We start from the raw sequence: 14821 nt of genomic DNA, 5'->3' as shown, positions 1-14821 counted from the left end.
ACCGGGGCGGTATGTCCGGAGGGACAGGTAGCGCTGCTGCGTCACCCGCCGAACGTGCAGCCCTCCTGCGTGAGCTCGGTCGGGGCGGACAGCGGCATCATCGCGTCGAACGTCAGGGTCTGGCCGCTGGCGTGCAGCTCGACGTGCATGTTCGCGGTGAGGCCGTCGACCATGGAGAGGTCGGCCAGCTCGTCGGGCGGGAGGACCGGGACGACGCCGAACACGCCGCCGATGAGGTCGTCGCAGCCGACGTAGTAGCTGACGTCGCCGCTGAAGAAGTGCCCGGCCGGGTTGATGTTGAAGCCCTCGACGTCGACGGTGAGCGTGAAGGTGACCGAGTCGTCCATCGGGTCCCAGCCGCCGAATTTCGGGTAGAGGCCGAACATCCACAGGCCCTGGACGCCGCACTCGAGCGGCAGGGTCACGCCGTCGGCGAGCGGGTTGCCTTGATGGTCGTACAGCTCGAGGAACGGCTCGGGCGCGTCGTCGTCGAGGCCCCAGCAGTAGCCGGCCGGCGAACCGGTGGTCTCGCTCGTGGTGTCGCCGGTGGTGGTCGTCGCGTCGGTGGTGGTCGGCGCGCCGGTGGTCGGCGCGTCGGTGGTGCTGTCGTCGGTGGTCGCGGGCGCGCTCGTGGTGGTATCGTCGGTGGTCGAGCCGGTCGGCTGGTCGGTGGTCGTCGCGGCCTCGGGCGCGCACGCGAGCGCGCACGCGAGGATCGTCGGGGGCAGGGTAAGCGGGGAGTCCAGGCGCATGCCGCATGATACGCGGTCGGGGCCCGGGGTGCTGCACGTTCACGGCGGTGTGCGGCCAAGCGCGGTCCGCGTATCGCGGGTCAACTCGCCGATTCATGGCAGGCCGATTCATGGCAGTCCGTGCGCCGGCGTAGCCCGCCGGTGCACGGAATCACCCGCCGAGCGTGCAGCCCTCCTGCGTGAGCTCGGTCGGGGCGGACAGCGGCATCGTCGCGTCGAACGTCAGTGTCTGACCGCCGGCGGCCAGCTCGACGTGCACGTTCGCGGTGAGGCCGTCGACCATGGCGAGGTCGGCCAGCTCGTCGGGCGGCAGGACCGGGACGACGCCCGGGACGCCGCCATCGAGCTCCTCACAGCCGACGTAGTAGCTGACGTCGCCGCTGAAGAAGTGCCCGGCCGGGTTGATGTCGAAGCCCTCGACGTCGACCGTGAGCGTGAAGGTGACCCAGTCGGCCATCGGGTCCCAGCCGCCGAACTTGGGGTAGAGGCCGAACATCCACAGGCCCTGGACGCCGCACTCGAGCGGCAGGGTCACCCCGTCGCCGAGCGGGTCGCCCTGATGGTCGTACAGCTCGAGGAACGGCTGGGGCGCGTCGGCGTCGAGGCCCCAGCAGTAGTCGGCAGGCGCGCCGGTGGTCTCGCTCGTGGTGTCGCCGGTGGTGGTCGGCGCGCCGGTGGTGGCGTCGTCGGTGGTCGTGGGCGACGTCGAGGTGGTGTCGGAGGTGGTGTCGGAGGTGGTCGAGCTGGTCGGCTGATCGGTGGTCGTCGCGGCCTCGGGCGCGCACGCGAGCGCGCACGCGAGGAGCGTCGGGAGCAGGGCGAGCGGCGAATTCAGGCGCATGCCGCATGATACGCGGTCATGGCCCGGGGTGCTGCACGATCACGCCGACGTGCGGCGGCATGCCGGCGAGGTTGCCACCGACGGCGAAGCGCGGTCCCGCGTCGAAGCCGAACACCGCGTGGAGCAGCAGGAGCGTCGGGCTGTCCTCGGGCACCGGCTCGAGGCTGCCTGCGGGCACGCGCAGGATCTGTCCCTCGGAGCCGGTGACCAGCGCGGAGCCGTCGCTGCCGACCCACACGCCCGACAGGCCGGGGCGATCGAGCGTGGCGCCGGACCACGCCTGTCCGTTCCACCAGGTCAGGCGCGCGTTGGCCCGGCCGCCGACGGCCAGGCGCCCGTTCTCGGGGCCGCTCACGCTGATGAGGTCGGCGATCGAGTCGGTGTCCTGCAGGGTCCACGTCGCGCCGTCGTGGTGCAGGACGACGCCGAAGTCGCCGACCGCGGTGACATCGTCGGTGCCGGTGCCGACGATTTTAAATAGGGCGTGGCACCCCTCCGGCAGCGGCGGCAGGGCCTCGGGTTGCCAGGCGGCGCCGTCGTGGCGCAGCACCACCGGCGGGCCGACGAAGCCGTCGCCGCCGACGGTCCAGATCGCCTCGGGGCTCGCGCCCCAGATCCCCCACAGCGGCACGCTGACGCCGGTCTCGACGGCGACCCAGGCCTCGCCGTCGCGCCGGAGCGCCGTGCCTGCCTCGCCGACGGCCCACAGCGTGTCGCCGACGCCGGCGAGCCAGTGCAGCCGCGTGGTCCCGGGGGGCAAGGCGAGCTCGCTCCAGCCGGTGCCGTCCCAGTGCAGGGCGAGGCCCTTCGACTCCGGGCCCAGGCCCTGGCCGCCGACGGCGATCACGTCGTCCGGCTGCGGGCCCCACACGCTGAACAGCGCGCCCTTGTCGACGCCGAGCTCGAGGGCGACGGACCAGCCGGCCGGGGGCGCGCCGGTGGTCGGCTCGGTGGTCGGCCCGGTCGTCGTGGTCGCGCCAGTGGTCGTCGTGGTCGCGTCGCTGGCGCTGCTCGTCGTGGTGGTGTCGCCTTCCGCGGCGGGCGGGCAGGCGGCGAGCAGGAGCGCGAGGGAGCAGACGCGCGAGGGGGCGGGCATGCGCCGACTGTAGCGCGCGCGGCCGCGGATGGGCAGGGGCGCGGCGGAGCCTCGCGCGGCGCTCGCACGCGCGCTCGGGCCCTCGCGGGTATCGTTCCGGACATGTCCGGATGGACATTTTTATTAAAACATGTCGAAAGGGGCATGCTCGAGGGAGCATGTCACTCGTGCCAGGTCGTCAATCGCCGCCGCGGTTGGTCAGCAGCTGCAGCGGCGTGCGGCCGCTGGCGCGGGGGATGCCGACGACGCAGGCGAGGCCGAGCACGAGGTCGATGGCGCCGAGCAGGGCGGTGATCCGGCCGGCCGTGCCCGGGAAGTCGAGGGTGAAGGTGAGGGCGGCGAAGCCGAGGCGGATGATGCCGCTGTAGTAGGGGAACGCGCCGTAGCGGCGCAGGTCGGCGGCCGACAGCCACAGCACGATGGCGTAGAACAGGGACAGGAGGCCGGGCAGCCACACCCAGAACGGCGAGGGCAGCGGGACGCCGAGCGCCGGCATGAGGCCGGGAGTGACGAAGACGACCAGCGCGCTCGCGTTGTACAGCGCGCCGATTCGGACGATGGTCTTCATGCGCGATCCTCCGGGTGATTGAAGGCGAGCAGCCGCGGCGCGCCGGGCGAGAGGGACGGGTAGGGACGACCGCGGGCGAAGATACCCTCGCGGCGCGACGCGCACCACCACGGACGAGCGGCGCGGGCGATCGGGCCCAGGGCACGGGCGGGGCGGCATCGGCCGAGCAGCCGGCTCGAGGCGCGGTGCGTCGTGGTGCCTGCCTTTGCGGGGGCGGCGACGCGGGCGCAATGGCGATATGTCTCTCGGGACATATCATCATTGTCTCGCCGCCGGCGTTCACAGGCGCAGGCGGGCCTGGGCGGACATGAGGCGGAGGAGCAGGTCGTCGCGGGCGGCGACGAGGGTGGCGCGGAGGTCGTCGCAGGCGCCGATCTTGGCGAAGTAGGGCGCGGTGAGGCCGTCGAAGGCGTCGCGCATCATGACCGGCGGGTACTCGACGACGAGGGTCTTGAGGTCCTTGAGGGTGACGTGACCGAGGCCGGTGGTCTGCTTGGCGCGGGCGAACGCGAGCAGCTTGGGCTTGAGGCTGCGCAGCAGGCCGAACATGTAGGCGCGGTCCTCGGGGCGCGGCGCTACGACCTTGAAGATGTGCTGGTTGAGCCAGGCCGGGCCGCCGAAGTAGAGGAAGGTGTCGATCGAGGTGTCCGGGTTGCCGGACCAGGACAGCAGCAGGTCGCCGCGGTCGATGCGGCGCGAGTTGTCGCGGTGGACGCAGTAGCGGGTCTGACGGGTGATGCCCTGCTTGAGCTCGCCGATCTTGATGATCGGCAGGCCCTCGCCGGCGGAGAAGTCGCTCATGCCGAACGCGCTGCCGTTCTGAAACTCGGCCAGGTCGGTCAGCGGCAGCAGGCGGTAGGCGAGCGGGAACCGGCGGTCGTCGTGCTCGTGGAAGGCCGGGGCGAGCCGGCTGTACAGCTCGGGGTCGACGGTGGGGTGGCGCTTTCCTACGGCCTTGTCGGCGGTCGGCTGATGCTCGATGAACCATGTCCGAAAGAGCAGGTCGACGAGCTTGACGAGGACGGCCCGCTGGTCGTCGCACAGGCTGATCCGGCGGTCGAGGGCCGACAGGGCGGCGGCGATGGCCCGCTGCTCGGGCAGGGGCGGCAGCAGCAGCGGGGTCTGGCGCAGGGTGCTGAGGTTGGTGTGCGGGACGCCGGCGGCGATGGTCCAGTTCTCGACGTAGCGCTGGACCTCGGGCGAGCGGCACCAGTAATAGACGTACTCGGGGTCGGCGCGGGCCGGGTCGCAGGTCAGCTTCATCTGGCTCTGCGACAGCAGGAAGCGCCGCCACGGCAGGTCGTCGGGGACGAGGCCGACCTGCGAGACGGTGCCGCGCTGGGTGAAGATGACGTCGCCGGGCAGGGCCTGCGAGCGGCGCAGCGCCTCGGCCTTGTCCGGGTGCACGAACACCAGCTCGTCCGGGTAGAAGCGGCGCTCGCCGTGGCCGAGGTTGCAGCCGCGGATGACGGGGACGCCGTCGGGGTGGTCGACGTAGTCGGCCTGGGTGAGGTCGGAGCCGAACGGGCCGCCGGCGATCGCGTTCTCGCTGTCGGCCTTGATCGCGTCGAGGGTGGTGCGCACCCAGTGGGCCGGCGCGCTCACGGGACCTCGACCCGGGCCAGCGCGTCGGCGATGTCGCGGTCGAGCCCGGCGGCCCGCTCGATCTGCTCGAGCAGCTCGCGGCGCAGCGCGGCGAACTGCTCGGCGAACGCCGGCGCGGCGTTCGCCGCCTCGGGCGGCCGCACGTGCCGCGTCGGCGCGAGGATGAACTCGTGCTCGGCGAGGGTCGGCAGGTCGACGGCGCAGCAGCGCCCGGGCACGTCGGCATATGTCCGCTTGGACATGCCCTCGGCGACAGGTGCTCCGCGCCAGGCGTGGTAGATGCCGGCGATCTCGGCCAGCTCCTCGGGGCGGAGGGCGAGGTGGGTGCGGTCGAGCATGGCGCCCATGTCGCGGGCGTCGATCATGAGGATCTTGCCGCGGCGGTCGCGGCCGCCGGCCTTGTCGCGCGCGAGCAGCCACAGGCACACGGGGATGGCGGTGCTGTAGAACAGCCGCGCGGGCAGGGCGATGATGCCGTCGACCAGGTCGGCCTCGACGATCCGGCGCCGGATCTCGCCCTCGCGGCCGCCGACCGTCAGCGAGCCGTTGGCGAGCACCAGGCCGGCGAGGCCCTGCGGCGCAAGGTGATAGAGGATGTGCTGGACCCACGCGAAGTTGGCGTTGGCGTCGGGCGGGAGGCCGAAGCAGAACCGCGGGTCCTCGGCCAAGGCGGTAGCACCCCAGGCGCGGGCGTTGAACGGCGGGTTGGCAAGGATGTAGTCCGCCTTGAGGTCGGCGTGGAGGTCGCGCATGAAGCTGTCCGAAGGTTCAGCTCCGAGGTCGCCCTCGATGCCGCGGATGGCGAGGTTCATGCGGGCGAGCCGCCAGGTGGTCGGGTTCGACTCCTGGCCGACGATCTTGAGCTCGCCGCGGTGGCCGCCGTGCTCCTCGAAGTAGCGCTCGCTCTGCACGAACATGCCGCCGGAGCCGCAGGCGGGGTCGTAGATGGTGCCGCGCGTCGGCGCGAGCAGGGCGACGAGCAGGCCGACGACGCTCGGCGGGGTGTAGAACTGCCCGCCGTTGCGGCCCTCGGCCGAGGCGAAGCAGGTGAGGAAGTACTCGTAGACGCGACCGAGGACGTCGTGGGCCTTGCGGCCCTGCGACCCCAGGTCGGGGATGTCGTCGAGGAGATGCAGCAGCTCGCCGAGGCGGGCGGCGTCGAGTCCGGGGCGCTGGTAGATCTGCGGGAGGATCCCGCGCAGGGTCGGGTTCTGGGCCTCGATCGCGGCCATGGCCTGATCGAGGTCGTGGCCGAGGAGCGGCGAGCGGGCCTTCTGCAGCAGCTTGTCCCAGCGCGCGGCGGCGGGGACCTTGAAGCCGCGCGTGGGCGGCGGCTTGGCGCCCGCGGCGCGGAGCGGCGGACCGGCCTCGCTGACGAACTTGATGAAGAGGAGGCCGAGGACCACGTGCTTGTACTCGGCGGCGTCCATGTTGCTGCGCAGGCGGTCGGCCGCCTGCCACAGGGTGGCCTCGAAGCCGAGCTCACCGCGGGCGGGGCCCTTGGCGCCGCGGCGCTTCGGGGCCGGCGGCGCGCCGCCCGAGGCCGGAGCTGCGGGCGCGCCCGGAGCCGCAGGTGCGGGCGGGGGCCCAGACGAGCGGTCGATGAACAGCAGGCGATCGATGATGTCGGCCGGGTCGCCGTGGACGTCGCGGAGGCCGATGAATTCGCAGACGCCGCGCAGCTCGAGCACGCTCAGCCGCTCGAGGAAGCCGCGGAACTCGTGATAGCGGGCGGTGCAGAGGAGGTCGATGAGTTGGGCGCGCTGGCGTCGCGCGGGCTCGGGGATCTGCAGGAGTCGAGCGAGCTCGATCAGGCGCGGCGTCTCCAGGGCCGCGAGGATCATTTCGTGGCGTGAGAACAACATGAAGCGGGGGAAGTCCGGGGAGGGGCGCGCCGGCGCCGGGCGCGGGCGAGGACGCGGTTCGGGGCCCGAGAAGGCGAGGTGCGGGAGGTCGCGGGAACGGCTTGGAAGCGCAGGTCGTAGGGTCGAAGGGCGTGGCGCTGGGGCGGCGCGGCAGGCCGGAGGCAGTCGGCGCGGCAGGCCGAAGGCCGTGGGTTTTGTACGACATTCGGGCCCGCTTGTGGCCCGGACAACAGAGCGGGACGACGCGCCCGTCTGCGGCGCAGACGGGGGCTCGGATTGACAGAGACAGGGATCGCGAGCAGCATCCGAAGTGAGGCGCCGCGCGCACGCGCGACAGGGCGAAGAGAGAATGGCGAGGAAATTATTTGTCGGTGGGCTCAGCTGGAACACGACCGACGAGGGTCTGAGGGCAGCGTTCGCTCGCTTCGGCACAGTGACCGAGGCGAAGGTGGTGACCGACCGCGAGACGGGACGCTCGCGTGGCTTCGGGTTCGTGGCGTTCCAGAACCCCGCCGACAGCGAGTCGGCGATGCAGGCGATGGACGGCGCGACGCTCGACACGCGGCAGATCCGCGTGAGCGTGGCCGAGGACAAGCCACGCGGGCCGCGTCCCGATGGACCGCCGCGCTCGTTCGACGGTCCCCCGCGCGGGCCCGGTCGTCCGGGCGAAGGCCGCGGAGCGCCCGACTCGCGCCCGCCGCCGCGCGAGGCTTTTGCCGGTGATCGCGGGTTCGCGTCGCGCCCGCCCGGACCGTCCGGCGGCCCGGGGCGACCGCCTCGCAACTTCGACGCCGGCCCCGGCGGGGGCATGTCTCCGCGTGGCTTCACGGCTGCGCCGCCGCCCGCACCTGCGCCCGCCGAGGGCCGTGGCCGCCGCGATCGCGACCGCGACCGCAGTCGGGATCGCGACGAGGGCGAAGACCGCGCCAAGAAACGCGTCGGTCGCGGCCGCCGCCGCCACGAGGAAGGCGACGGCGACCTCGACACGGACTACTGAGCGCGGCGAGGGCCGATGAGCACGGCGGCGGTCTCACGACCGCCGTCGTCGCGAACGGGAGGCGATCTGCCGGAGCCGGTCACGGCGCTCCGTCGCGGTCGGGCTCCGCGCCGCTCGCGTCGGCGTCGTCAGCTCGGGCGGACCACACATGGTCTGGAGGGCAGGCCCGAGCGTACATGGCGTCGGGGACATGCTCCGAGAGACATGTTCTCGATGCGGGGAGTCGCGGCCGTGCGCCGGGAGACGGCACGCGCAGGAGGACGGGATGCGCGGCGACCAAAAGCAGCGAGAGCGGAGCTGGTGAGCTCCGCTCTCGGGTGGCGCGAGCGCCGGGGGGCTCAGCGCTTGCTGAACTGGAAGCGACGGCGGGCGCCGGCGCGGCCGTACTTCTTGCGCTCGACGGCGCGGGAGTCGCGGGTGAGGTAGCCGGCGCTCTTGAGCGAGGAGCGGGCCTCGGGGTCGACCTGCAGGAGGGCGCGGGCGATGCCGAGGCGGATCGCGCCGGCCTGGCCGGACAGACCGCCACCATTGGCCGTGCACCACACGTCGTACTTCTCGCGGCTACCGGCGGCGACCAGGGGCTGCTCGATGAGCTTGAGGTTGGTCGGGCGGCAGAGGTAGCTGTCGGCCTCGCGGCGGTTGATCAGGATCTTGCCCTCGCCGGGGAACAGCCACACGCGGGCGACCGCGCTCTTGCGGCGGCCGGTGGCGTAGTACTTCATCGTGTCTTTGGCCATGAGACGAACCGTGGATGCTGGAGTGTCAGAACGGGAGCTTGTAGGGCTTGGGCTGCTGGGCCGAGTGGTTGTGCTCGGGACCGGCGAACACCTTGAGCTTGCTCACGGTGGCGCGACCCAGCGGCGAGCGGGGGAGCATGCGGCGGACGGCGATCGTGATCAGCTCTTCCGGCTTCTTGGCGAGCAGGGTGCGCGCCGAGGCGGACTTCATGCCGCCCGGGAAGCCCGAGTTGAAGTAGTAGAACTTCTTGTCGAGCTTGTCGCCGGTGAGCTTGACCTTGTCGGCGTTGATGCAGATCACGAAGTCACCCGCATCGAGATGCGGGGTGAACGTCGGCTTGTGCTTGCCGCGAAGGATGTTGGCGATCTGAGAGGCGGCGCGACCGAGGGTGAGACCGGTGAGGTCGATCAGCAGCCAGTCGCGGCGGATATCGGCGGGATTGGGGTAGTGCGTACCCATGGGCCGGGGATGGATACGCGAGCACCCCGGGGCTGTCAAGCGCCGGACGCGGCGTAGGCGTCGCCCGCCGGGCTCCTGTGAGCTCCTCGCCGGGAGGTTCGGGCTCAGACTCACATGCCCGGCGGTGGCCGCGGTCGCGCGATCTCTCTGGCGGCGGGCCGGGCGTGCGAGGGCTGGGCCGCGAGCGACGACTCGGACATACTGCTGGCGTGGTTCGCGGGCGCCAGACTTTCTCTCCCCGGCCCTTGGGGCCGAGGTCACGGCCCTGCGCGGTCGGCCCGGCGGGCCTGAAGGCAAGTCGAACGGCGTGACGGCGGTCCAATCCAGCTCCGGCGTGAAGATCCTGATCGCCGACGATTCGCCCGGCGATCGCGCCACGGCCCGTTCGGTGCTCACCGAGGCCGGCTTCCTGGTGGTCGAGGCGACCGACGGACAGCAGGTGCTCGAGCTGTTCAACCGCGAGCGCCCGGCGCTGGTGATGCTCGACGTGGTCATGCCCAAGATCGGCGGGCTCGAGGTGTGCCGGATCCTCAAGGCCAAGGCCAGCGGGTTCCTGCCGGTCCTCATGGTCAGCACCCGCAACTCGGTCAACGCCCGCGTCGAGGGCCTGCGCAGCGGCGCCGACGACTACCTCGGCAAGCCCTACAACCCGGACGAGCTGCGCGCGCGCATCGACGTGCTGCTGCGGACGCGGGCGCAGTTCTCGCTCGGCGACGGCGCCGAGGGCGACGGGCCGCGGGCGCGGCGGGTCGAGCTCGGGGCCGACGAGTTCCGCCGCCGCCTGCAGGAGGAATTCGAGCGGGCCGAGCGCTACAGCGACCCGCTGGCGTGCCTGCGGGTCGAGGTCGACGAGGCGCCGGAGGGGGCGCGCCCGGCGGCGGAGCTGACGCCGGCGCTGCACGCGATCATCGAGGGGAACGTCCGCAAGATCGACCTCGTGCACCGCAGCGACGAGCGCGGGTTCCTGCTGGTGCTGCCGAACACGCACTTCCCGGGCGCGCTGACGGTGGCCGAACGGGTCGCGCGCGAGGCGAGGCGGCCGCTGCTCCACCCGTCGGCGGTACGGGCGGCCGGCGCGGGCGGGTTCTCGGTCTCGATCGGGGTCTCCTTCTATCCCAACAAGGACACGCGCTCGCTGCAGGACTTGCTCGACCTGGTCGACGCGGCGCTCGAGCGGGCGCGGCGCGAGCAGGGCGGCAAGATCTGCCTGTTCCAGCACCAGGGCTACCTCTATTCGCCCGACGACTGATGTCGAAGCGTGTGCCGATCCCCGCGGTCCGCCGCGTCCTTCTTTACCCGCGCGACGGTCGGCGGGCGTTCGAGGCCACGGTCCACGCGACCCGGTGGTTGCGCGAGCACGCGGTCGCGGTGCAGGTGTGCGCGCTGGCCGAGGGCGACGACGCGGCGGTGCTGCGGCGCGAGGGCGCCGAGGTGGTGCCGAGCTGCGAGGGCCAGGCCGAGGGCTGCGACCTGGTGATCGCGCTCGGCGGCGACGGCACGCTGCTGCGCGCGAGCCGGTGGGCGGCCGAGGCGGGGGTGCCGGTGCTGGGCATCAACCTCGGCGACCTCGGCTTCCTCACCGCGTACCAGGCGGAGCACGGCGAGGTCGGGCTGGCGGCGGCGGTCCGCGGCGAGCTGGTGTGGGAGCCGCGGCTGCGCATGCAGGTCGAGCTGCGGCGCGCGGGCGCGGTGTTCCTGCGCGAGACCGCGTGCAACGACGCGTACATCAAGCACGGCGAGTTCCCGCGGCTGTTGTCGCTGGCGACCGACGTCGGCGGGCAGTTCATGGCGACGTACAAGGCCGACGGCCTGATCGTGTGCACGCCGATGGGCTCGACCGCGTACAACCTGGCGGCCGGCGGCCCGATCGTGGCCCCGAGCGCCTCGGCCTTCACGATCACGCCGATCTGCCCGCACAGCCTGACGCACCGGCCGGTGGTCGTCGACGCCGGGGCGCAGATCGAGATCACCTACGAGGGCCCGGTCGAGGGCGGGGCCTTCTTGACGATCGACGGCCAGACCAGCGTGTCGCTCGAGCTCGGCGACGAGGTCGTCATCCTCGAGGCGCCCGAGCCGCTGCGGCTGTGCCCTCCGGCTTACAGCGTGTTCCGGGTGCTGGCGACCAAGCTGGGCTGGAGCGCCGGCATGGGCGGCCGGACGCGCTGACGCGCTGACGCCCGCCGGTGCGCATGCTATAGCGCCGTCGTGCTCAGCTACTTGCACATCCGCGGGCTCGCGCTGCTCGACGACGTCGCCCTCGAATTGGGGCGCGGGATGAATGTCCTCACCGGCGAGACGGGCGCGGGCAAGTCGATCATCGTCGACGCGCTGGCGCTCTTGCGAGGGGCCCGCGGGCGGGCGGAGATCGTGCGCCAGGGGGCCGACGCGGCCCGGGCCAGCGCGCAGTTCGAGCTCGACGCCGGGGCGCTGCGGCGGCTGGGCCCGGCGCTCGACGAGTTGGGGATCGGCGAGGGGCGCGAGGCGCTGGTGCTCGAGCGCGTGGTCGGCCGGGCCGGCCGCGGGCGCTCGGTGGTGCAGGCGGTGCTCACCACGCAGGGGATGCTCGAGCGGGTCGGCGAGCAGCTCATCGACATCTGCAGCCAGCACGAGCACCACTCGCTGACGCACGTGGCGCGGCACATCGACCTGCTCGACGCCTACGCCGGGCTCGACGCCGAGGCCGGGGCCTACGCCGAGCAGTACCGCGAGTGGCAGGCGGCGGCCCAGGCGGCGGCCGACCTGCGCCGGCGCGCGGCCGAGGGCGCGGCGCGGGCCGACTTCCTGCGCTTCCAGATCGAGGAGATCGAGCGCGTCAGCCCCGAGCCCGGCGAGCTGGCGGCGCTGCGCCAGCGGGCGGTGCTGCTGCGCGACGCCCACCGCTGGGCCGCGTTCGCCCGCCAGGCCCACGACGTGCTCTACGAGTCCGACGACGCGATCGCGGGGCGCCTGGCGATCCTCCTCGACGAGGCCCGCCGCGGCGCCGACAGCTCGCGGCTGCTCGGCGAGATCCAGGAGCAGCTGGTCGCGGCCCAGGTCGCGTGCGAGGAGGCGGCCGCCGCGGCCGCGCGGTTCGCCAACGAGATGTCCTTCGAGCCAGGTGATCTGGAGCAGGTCGAGGAGCGCCTGCACGAGCTCGAGACGCTGAAGCGCAAGCACGGCGGCGACCTCGAGGCGCTGCCCGCCAGGCTCACGGCGATGCGCGAGGAGCTGTCGCAGCTCGACCACGCCGACGCCCACCTCGAGGCGCTCGACGCCCGCGCGCAGGAGCTGCTCGACAAGTGCCTGCAGCGGGCCGCGGGGCTGCACGCGCGCCGGGCCGCGGCCGCCGAGGGGCTGGGGCGCGCGGTCGAGGCCGAGCTGGCGGCGCTGCACATCCCGCGCGCCCGCCTCGAGGCCAGGGTGGAGGAGCTGCCGCCGGGGCAGCTCGGCCCCCGCGGGCTCGACCGGGTCGAGTTCATGTTCTCGGCCAACCCCGGCGAGCCGGTCGCGGCGCTCAACCGGGTCGCCTCGGGCGGCGAGCTGTCGCGCGTGCTGCTGGCGATCAAGAGCGTGCTGTCGACCGGCGACAGCGTCACGACCTACGTGTTCGACGAGGTCGACGCCGGGGTCGGCGGGGCCGTGGCCGAGGCGATCGGGCGCCGCCTCCACGCGGCGTCGCGCCAGCGCCAGGTGCTGTGCATCACCCACCTGCCGCAGATCGCCGCGTTCGCCGACGCCCACTTCCGCGTCGAGAAGCACACCCAGGCCGGCCGCACGATCACCCGGGTGGTCAAGCTGTCCGAGGACGAGCGCGTCGAGGAGCTCGCCCGCATGCTCGGCGGCTCGCGCGTGACCACCAGCGCCCGCGAGCACGCCCACGCGCTGATCGCCGAGGCCCGCTCGACGCCGCCGCGCAAGAAGGAGCCGCGGGCCGGCCGTCGCGCGCAGGCGAGCCAGTCCTGACGGACATGCCCGAACGGGCATGCTCGTCAGGGCATGCTCGAACGGGCATGATGGAATGGACATTCGAATCGGTGACCCGTACAGGACGAACATGTCCTGGGGGCCATGTCGATTGATCGCCCGGTCGATCGGACAGGGACATGTCCTTGCAGGCATGTGTATGGATTGAGGCCGGAGCGGCCCGGCTGGGCGTACGCGAGCGCGCAGGGGCGGGCGCGGGCGTGATCTCCGTGGTCCTCGCACGACGAGGTCGGGCCCCTGCCGGGTCGCGGACAATGTTCTGGAGCGTTTTGGCGCTCGGGATGGGCCCGGCGGAGATTCTCGCGACCGACGCTCGAGGGACGTCTGGGCTTGCCAGGGGGGCTTCCCGGATGCGTCGGATTCGGCCAAGATCGCGCCCCGGAGTCCCTCCCCCGCAACGAGCTATGATGTCGCCCCGCCCCCTGTTTCCAGTCATGTGCCTCCTCTCGCTCACACTCGCCGGGCCCGGCTGTCACGGCCGGATCCCCAAGTCGGGTCCCACGCGCGAGTCAGGTCAGAGCGGCCTGATGAACGAGACCTTCGCCGCCAAGAACGCCTGTAACCCCGAGAATCACCTGCGCCCCTTCATCATCGAGTGGGACGCGACCGACCGCTCGAGCTTCGAGGCGTACGCGGCCGACGACGTGGTGGTCGTGCGCTACGAGGGCTGCAACATGCAGATCCTCGAGGAGTGCCGCAACGACAGCGTGCGCGGCGAGCAGGGCGCGTACAAGCCGGTCGAGTGGACGTCGGGCGCGCTCGAGAAGCTGAACATCTCCAACCAGGGCGAGCTGGTGGCCAAGCTGCCGCTGTCGGTCGGCACCCTCGGCGGCCGCGTGGCCGGCGGCGAGAAGTTCTCGATGGAGTACTTCGTGGCCGGCACGCGCAACTCGACGCGCTCGGCGGTGTACCGCGAGGACATCGCGGGCAACCCCGGCTGCGAGGGCGCGACCCACTTCGTCTACGGCATCAACCTCGGCGCGTTCGCGCTCGGGTCGGTGACCGAGTTCGTGGCCGAGGCGAGCGCGAGCCTGTACGGCTTCGGCGCCGGCGGCAAGAACGAGCGCTCGCGCACCGCCGACAAGCAGGGCGGCGACCTCGGCACCTGCAAGGGCGACTCGGCCAAGGAGGTCGACGGCTGCAAGTCGCCGATCCGCCTGACGCTGCGGCCGATCCGCGAGGGCGCGAACCCGGAGAAGGAGGCGATGAAGGCGCCCGAGAGCGAGGAGTCGCTCAACGCGGCCGGGGTCATCAACGCCAAGATGGAGATGAGCGAGGAGGCGCGCTCGCGCATGGAGGCGGCGCAGCAGAGGTTCACCTCGCGCGACGGCAAGGGCTGCCTCGCCGAGCTCGACGCGTACGACAAGCTCGAGCCCAAGCGCAAGTCGACCGACGGCAAGAACGGCGTGGCCCAGTGGCGGGCGTGGTGCCTGATGGTCGCCGGCAAGTGCGACGCCGGCAAGGTGCTGGCGCGCAAGGTGCTGGAGAGCTTCGCCCAGCCGCCGGTGAACTCGCCCGAGCAGATCGACAAGGCGGTCGAGCACATGGTGGGCCAGCACTGTCAGGGCAAGATGAGCCCGCGCGACGAGCTGATCAAGGTCTCGACGGCGCTGATGATGGCGAACACGGGCACGACGAAGCTGAGCGCCAAGGAGTGCGAGGACAGCTACAAGCTGCTGCTCAAGCACAAGGACGTGAAGCCGAACGACGACGAGGACTTCAGCATCATCAACGCCCAGCGCGACCACTACGCGTGGGTGCCGGGCTGCTTCAGCCGGGCGGGCGACTGCGACCGCGCGTGGGTGATCTTCAAGGAGACCTTCATCCCGAGCCGGCTGCCGGACATGAAGGACAAGGCGCAGGCGGAGCAGATCGCGCGCACGTCGTTCGAGAGCTTCAACAAGAAATGCGCGGTCAAGACCGCTGCGAAATGAGGT

Annotated in this window: 13 protein-coding genes; 5 read left to right on the top strand and 8 right to left on the bottom strand. The window is 72.2% G+C overall.

Annotated features, from left to right (window positions below; all coding sequences use genetic code 11):
• Positions 1–41: 41 nt before the first annotated feature.
• The 6 genes from K7C98_RS22135 to K7C98_RS22110 all read right to left on the bottom strand — a co-directional run bounded on the left by K7C98_RS22135 (position 42) and on the right by K7C98_RS22110 (position 6727).
• Positions 42–752, bottom strand: a complete 711-nt coding sequence (locus tag K7C98_RS22135) for a hypothetical protein (protein WP_224193715.1) — start codon at positions 750–752, stop codon at positions 42–44.
• A 151-nt stretch (positions 753–903) separates the two neighbouring features.
• Positions 904–1593, bottom strand: a complete 690-nt coding sequence (locus K7C98_RS22130; RefSeq protein ID WP_224193714.1) for a hypothetical protein — start codon at positions 1591–1593, stop codon at positions 904–906.
• Positions 1594–1609: 16 nt separating this feature from the next.
• Positions 1610–2689, bottom strand: coding sequence for a WD40/YVTN/BNR-like repeat-containing protein (locus K7C98_RS22125; protein WP_224193713.1), 1080 nt, complete (start codon positions 2687–2689; stop codon positions 1610–1612).
• A gap of 178 nt (positions 2690–2867) precedes the next feature.
• On the bottom strand, positions 2868–3257 hold the full coding sequence (locus tag K7C98_RS22120; protein WP_224193712.1) for a hypothetical protein: 390 nt from the start codon (positions 3255–3257) through the stop codon (positions 2868–2870).
• Positions 3258–3536: 279 nt separating this feature from the next.
• Entirely contained in the window at positions 3537–4862 is a 1326-nt protein-coding gene (locus K7C98_RS22115) for a restriction endonuclease subunit S (RefSeq protein WP_224193711.1), read from the bottom strand.
• A complete protein-coding gene (locus K7C98_RS22110; RefSeq protein WP_224193710.1) occupies positions 4859–6727 on the bottom strand; it encodes a type I restriction-modification system subunit M in 1869 nt (622 codons plus the stop codon). Before K7C98_RS22110 ends, K7C98_RS22115 begins: the two co-directional genes overlap by 4 nt.
• Positions 6728–7076: 349 nt before the next feature.
• Between K7C98_RS22110 and K7C98_RS22105 the strand changes: the two genes are divergently transcribed.
• Positions 7077–7724, top strand: coding sequence for an RNA recognition motif domain-containing protein (locus K7C98_RS22105; RefSeq protein WP_224193709.1), 648 nt, complete (start codon positions 7077–7079; stop codon positions 7722–7724).
• Between the two features lie 338 nt (positions 7725–8062).
• Here the strand turns inward: K7C98_RS22105 and rpsI are convergent, their stop codons facing one another.
• Positions 8063–8461 (bottom strand): 30S ribosomal protein S9, encoded by a 399-nt coding sequence (gene rpsI / locus K7C98_RS22100; RefSeq protein WP_224193708.1) that lies wholly within the window; start codon positions 8459–8461, stop codon positions 8063–8065.
• 25 nt (positions 8462–8486) lie between these two features.
• Positions 8487–8921, bottom strand: coding sequence for a 50S ribosomal protein L13 (rplM, locus tag K7C98_RS22095; RefSeq protein ID WP_224193707.1), 435 nt, complete (start codon positions 8919–8921; stop codon positions 8487–8489).
• Positions 8922–9228: 307 nt separating this feature from the next.
• Here rplM and K7C98_RS22090 point away from each other — a divergent pair, with 307 nt between their 5' ends.
• From K7C98_RS22090 to K7C98_RS22075, 4 genes are all read left to right on the top strand, one after another.
• The gene (locus K7C98_RS22090; protein WP_224193706.1) at positions 9229–10170 is read left to right on the top strand and encodes a GGDEF domain-containing response regulator; all 942 of its coding nucleotides are present in this window, start codon (positions 9229–9231) and stop codon (positions 10168–10170) included.
• Positions 10170–11087 carry an NAD(+)/NADH kinase gene (locus K7C98_RS22085; RefSeq protein ID WP_224193705.1) on the top strand — a complete coding sequence of 306 codons (918 nt, stop codon included), beginning with the start codon at positions 10170–10172 and terminating at the stop codon, positions 11085–11087. Before K7C98_RS22090 ends, K7C98_RS22085 begins: the two co-directional genes overlap by 1 nt.
• A 39-nt stretch (positions 11088–11126) precedes the next feature.
• Complete coding sequence (gene recN / locus K7C98_RS22080; protein WP_224193704.1) at positions 11127–12863, top strand: DNA repair protein RecN; 1737 nt, start codon at positions 11127–11129, stop codon at positions 12861–12863.
• Between the two features lie 455 nt (positions 12864–13318).
• Entirely contained in the window at positions 13319–14818 is a 1500-nt protein-coding gene (locus K7C98_RS22075) for a hypothetical protein (RefSeq protein ID WP_224193703.1), read from the top strand.
• The last annotated feature ends 3 nt before the right edge of the window (positions 14819–14821 follow it).

The organism is Nannocystis pusilla (genome assembly GCF_020073745.1).
In the GTDB taxonomy this organism is placed as follows: Bacteria; Myxococcota_A; Polyangia; order Nannocystales; family Nannocystaceae; genus Nannocystis; species Nannocystis radixulma.
Note: the sequence above shows the minus strand (reverse complement) of the source record. Positions and strands in the feature narration are given on the sequence as shown.